The organism is Candidatus Frankia alpina, from assembly GCF_902806485.1.
In the GTDB taxonomy this organism is placed as follows: domain Bacteria; phylum Actinomycetota; class Actinomycetes; order Frankiales; family Frankiaceae; genus Frankia; species Frankia alpina.
Window position 1 is genome coordinate 1 of the sequence record NZ_CADCWT010000332.1, and the last position, 4247, is coordinate 4247.

The following is a 4247-nucleotide window of genomic DNA, read 5'->3' on the forward strand; positions in this document are numbered from 1 at the left end:
CCGCGAGACCGGGACCGGGCGGAATCCACTCCAGTCCGACCCGGTGAATCAAAGATCAGTACTGCTCCTACGGGATCAATCCGGACCACGTCGGCCTGCTGCTCGCCCATGGCATGCGGTTCAGTGGGGTGGACGAGTCCGGCGACGTCCGCATCCTCGAACTGCCCGGCCACCCCTTCTTCCTGGCGACGCTGTTCCAGCCGGAGCTCGGCTCGGACGCCAGCCGTCCGCATCCGGTCATCCGCGGCTTCACTGAGGCCGCCGTGGCGATGGCCGCAGCCCGCCGCGCGACGGCGCGGGTCACGCCGCGACCGCTGGGCTGAGCCGAGCCGCCGACCTCGCCAGGCCCGGTACCTGCGATCGGTGCCGCCCGAGACGCCAGCGCCGTCCTCCGCGCTGTGGTGCTCCGTCCCCGATGTCCTGCTCGGCCGTGTGTTAGCGGCTGCGGGCTGGGGATGAGCGTTGCATCCGACACCGACGTCAGCCGGGAGGCAACATGGCCAGCACGGTACAGGAATCGATCGAAGTCCACGTCCCGATTCGCACCGCTTACAACCAGTGGACCCAGTTCGAGTCCTTCCCGAACTTCATGGACGGTGTCGAGTCCATCGCGCAGCTCGACAACACCCACACCCACTGGAAAATCAAGGTAGGTGGGCAGGAGCGCGAGTTCGACGCCACAATCACCGAGCAGCTGCCCGACGAGCGGGTGGCGTGGAAGAGCACCGAAGGCACCACCCATGCCGGCGTGGTGACCTTCCACCGGCTTGCGGACGACGAGACCCGGGTGACGGTCCAGATGGACTGGAAGCCCGAGGGGCTCGCCGAGAAGGCGGGTGCCGCCGTCGGCCTGGACGACCGGCGGGTCAAGGCCGACCTCAAGCGGTTCAAGTCGTTCATCGAGCATCGCGAGACCGAGACCGGCTCCTGGCGCGGTGAGGTGCCCCGGCCCGACGCCGCCGGGCCTGCCGGCAGCGCGGGCGGCTACCGCGAGGGTCGGGCGCCGGACGACAGGTCCGTCGGCACTCCGGGCGCCTCGGGCTTCCCCGGTTCGGGTGGTTCTTCGGGCGCGCCCGGCAGCGGCGGCGCGCCGTACACCCCCGGGCCGGGCGGTGCGGCCGGTGGCCGGGCCTCGGGCGCCCAGGACCGGACTCCGGGAAGCCCCGCCGGCGGTTGGTGACCGCCGCGCAGCGGTGAACAACGAGCAGCGGTGAACAACGAGCGGTGTGGCCGGTCCTCTTACTGGACCGGTCGCGCCGCTCGTTCGCTTCCAGGCCCACCCGGCACCGTTCCCCGCGCGCCCCCGCCCGTTGGGAGGTGACGGGTAGGTAACAACCTTCCGCCCACCGGACATGGCTCCGCGGGACCGGCATAGGTTTCGATCCACCGCCCCCGCCGGCGTGTGATAGTCCGAACGTCGGGGCGGTGCATCCGGCCGTGCCGCGAGGAGGAAGGACGTCGATGCGGGACCTCCGTTCCCTACCCAAGGGGCATCTGCACCTGCATTTCGAGCTGGGGATGCGGCCGGCGACGCTTGCCGATCTCGCCGCCTCCGCGGGCATCCCGACCCCTCGTACCAGCGGATTCACCGAATTCGCCGGCTTCAGCGACGTGATCGGCGGGATCCTGCCGGCCTTCCGCCGGCCGGCGGACTTCGAACGGCTGATCGACGAGATGGTCAGCGACGCGGCGGACGAGGGCATCGTCTACCTCGAGCCCAGCTTCTGGCCGTACGCCCACCTAGGCGTGTTCGGCAGCGCCGAGGCTGCCTGGGAGACCGTGCTGGCCCGATCGGAGCAGGCAGGCGCCCGGTACGGGGTGACGGTTCGCTGGATGGCCGCGGTGGACCGCGTCTACGACTCCCCCGAACAGGCGGTGGAGGTGGCCCGCACGGCCCTTGGCCACGCCGACCGGGGAGTCGTCGGCCTCGGGCTGCACAACGACGAGAACGGCTGGCCGCCGGAGCCGTTCGCGGCGGCGTTCCGGCTCGCCCGGGAGGGCGGCCTGCTGTCCACCCCGCACGCCGGCGAGCTCGACGGCCCGGAGTCGGTGCGTGGCGCCATCAAGGCCCTGGGTGCCGACCGTCTGCAACACGGCATCCGGGCGATCGAGGACCCGGCACTCGTCGACGAGCTGCTCGACCATGCCACTTGCCTGGACGTCTGTCCCACCTCCAACCTGTTGCTGTCGGTGGTGCCGTCGATGGCCGTGCACCCGCTGCCGGCGCTGCTGCGCGCCGGGGTGCGCTGCTCCATCAACGCGGACGATCCGCTGCTGTTCGGCCCCACCTGTCTGGAGGAGTACGAGCTGTGCCGGCGTGAGCTCGGCCTGTCCGACGAAGACCTGGTGGCCTGCGCGCGTAGCTCGGTGCTCGCCGGCGCGGCCCCGGAGCTGGTGCGGACGGCAGCCCTAGCCGGTATCGACGCCTGGCTCGCGGTGCCGGCCCCGCTGACGGTGCCGGCCCTGCTGACCGCGCCGGCCGCGGGCTGAGCCGGGCGCACGCGGACGCCCTGGTACGCCCGATGCTTGGAAGCGGCCCGGCGGCGGGTGACCGGCCGCGGCGGGTGGTCATCGCGCCCGACTCGTTCAAGGGTTCGGCGACCGCGACGGAGGTCGCCGTGGCGCTCGGGGACGGCTGGCGCTCGCGGCGACCCCACGACGAGATCGTGACGCTGCCGATCGCCGACGGCGGCGAGGGCACCCTGGACGTCTTCGCCGCCGCCGTGCCCGAATCAGTCCGCCATCCGGTGCGCGTGACCGGCCCGGACGGGCGCCGTCACGACGCCGAATGGCTGGCGCTGCCGGGGGGCGTCGCCGTGGTCGAACTCGCGCGGGCGAGCGGCCTGCCGCTGATGCTGGCCCCGGACGCCCTACGGGCTCAGACCATCGGCCTCGGTGAGGCGCTGGGGGCTGCCCTGGCCGGCGGCGCGGCGCGGATCCTGGTCGCACTGGGCGGTTCGGCCTCGACCGACGGCGGTACCGGTGCCCTCGCCGCCCTAGGGGCCCGTTTCCTCGATGCACGTGGGGTGCAGCTGCCACCGGGCGGCGGTGCCCTGACGGGGCTCGCCCGGGTGGACCTGTCGGGGCTACAGCCGCCGCCACCTCGGGGGGTGCGCTGCCTCGTTGACATCGACGCCCCCCTGCTGGGCCCCGCGGGCGCGGCTGCCGTGTTCGGTCCGCAGAAGGGGGCGGATCCCGCCGACGTCGACCGGCTGGTGGCCGGGCTGCGTCGGCTGGCCGAGCTGCTCGGTGGTGACCCGACGGCCCCGGGTGCGGGCGCGGCGGGCGGCACCGCCTACGGCCTTTCCGCGGCCTGGGGCGCCGACCTGGCGCCGGGCGTCCAGACGATCACCGAGGCGGCTGGGCTTCCCGCCGCGCTCGCCGGGGCCGGCTGGGTGGTGACCGGCGAGGGCCGCTTCGACCGGACATCCCTGGCGGGCAAGGTGGTCGGCGGGGTGCTGGCCCTGGCCCGGGCGGCGGATGTGCCCGTGCTCCTGGCCGCGGGCCAGGTGGATGCCCCCTGTCCGGAGGGTGCCGTTGCCGAGGTCGCCCTGGCCCGGCTGGCGGGGGGTGCGCAGGCCGCGATGGCCGAGCCGCTGCGCTGGCTGCGCGCGGCCGGCGCGGAGCTCGCCGACCTGGCCACGGCGCCCCCGGCCGGCGGTCCCGCCGGGGGCGGCTGAGTTCCGGGGCCGGCTGATCTCGCAGCGGGGATGCGCCCGCCCGCCCGCCCGGGCGGGCGGGCGAACGGGGACGGGACGGGTTCAGACGGTGCGGTTCATCCCGGTAAGGATGTAGCCGATCTTGCGCCAGGTGTTCGGCCCGCAGATGCCGTCGTCGGGGATGCGGCCGAACCATGGCGACGCGTAGCGCTGTAGCGAGGCGACCCGTGCGGTGGTGCGTGGCTCGTACCCGCCGTCCGGATCGATGCGGTTGGGATCATCGGTCGGCGCCTCGTGGCCGAAGATGATGTTTAGTGCGTTCTGGAGCGCCACCACGTCCGCGCCATGGTCGCCCTCGCGCAGCGTCGGCCGGCCGGTGTAGCGGTCGCGGGGATCAGACGCCGCGCCGTGGTCGCTGCCGACGGCGAGTGCCAGGATGTCGGGCCGCCCGGCGGTCGCCGGGGCAACTATGCCCGCCCCATGCCTGCCCGCCCATCCGGTGGGTGCCGAGGCCATATCCGTTCGGCGAGTCGGCGATCTCCCCTTTCCAACCGAACTCCCGCAGTAACTGGTCAGATCGTGTAGATC

Annotated in this window: 4 protein-coding genes and 1 pseudogene; 4 read left to right on the top strand and 1 reads right to left on the bottom strand. The window is 73.5% G+C overall.

Annotated features, from left to right (window positions below):
- The first annotated feature begins 128 nt into the window (after positions 1 to 128).
- The 4 genes from G6R25_RS22040 (at position 129) to G6R25_RS22055 (ending at position 3680) form a co-directional block, all read left to right on the top strand.
- Positions 129 to 323: a hypothetical protein gene (locus tag G6R25_RS22040; RefSeq protein WP_235949431.1), complete on the top strand. Its 195-nt coding sequence runs from the start codon at positions 129 to 131 to the stop codon at positions 321 to 323.
- Between the two features lie 173 nt (positions 324 to 496).
- Positions 497 to 1180, top strand: coding sequence for an SRPBCC family protein (locus G6R25_RS22045; protein ID WP_163554423.1), 684 nt, complete (start codon positions 497 to 499; stop codon positions 1178 to 1180).
- A gap of 281 nt (positions 1181 to 1461) precedes the next feature.
- Entirely contained in the window at positions 1462 to 2490 is a 1029-nt protein-coding gene (add, locus tag G6R25_RS22050; protein WP_163554424.1) for an adenosine deaminase, read from the top strand.
- Positions 2491 to 2522: 32 nt separating this feature from the next.
- Positions 2523 to 3680 carry a glycerate kinase gene (locus tag G6R25_RS22055; RefSeq protein WP_163554425.1) on the top strand — a complete coding sequence of 386 codons (1158 nt, stop codon included), beginning with the start codon at positions 2523 to 2525 and terminating at the stop codon, positions 3678 to 3680.
- An 81-nt stretch (positions 3681 to 3761) separates the two neighbouring features.
- On the opposite strand, the pseudogene G6R25_RS22060 reads toward G6R25_RS22055, so the two are convergent.
- Positions 3762 to 4247 (bottom strand): annotated as a pseudogene (locus G6R25_RS22060) (peptidoglycan-binding domain-containing protein); the annotation flags it as partial.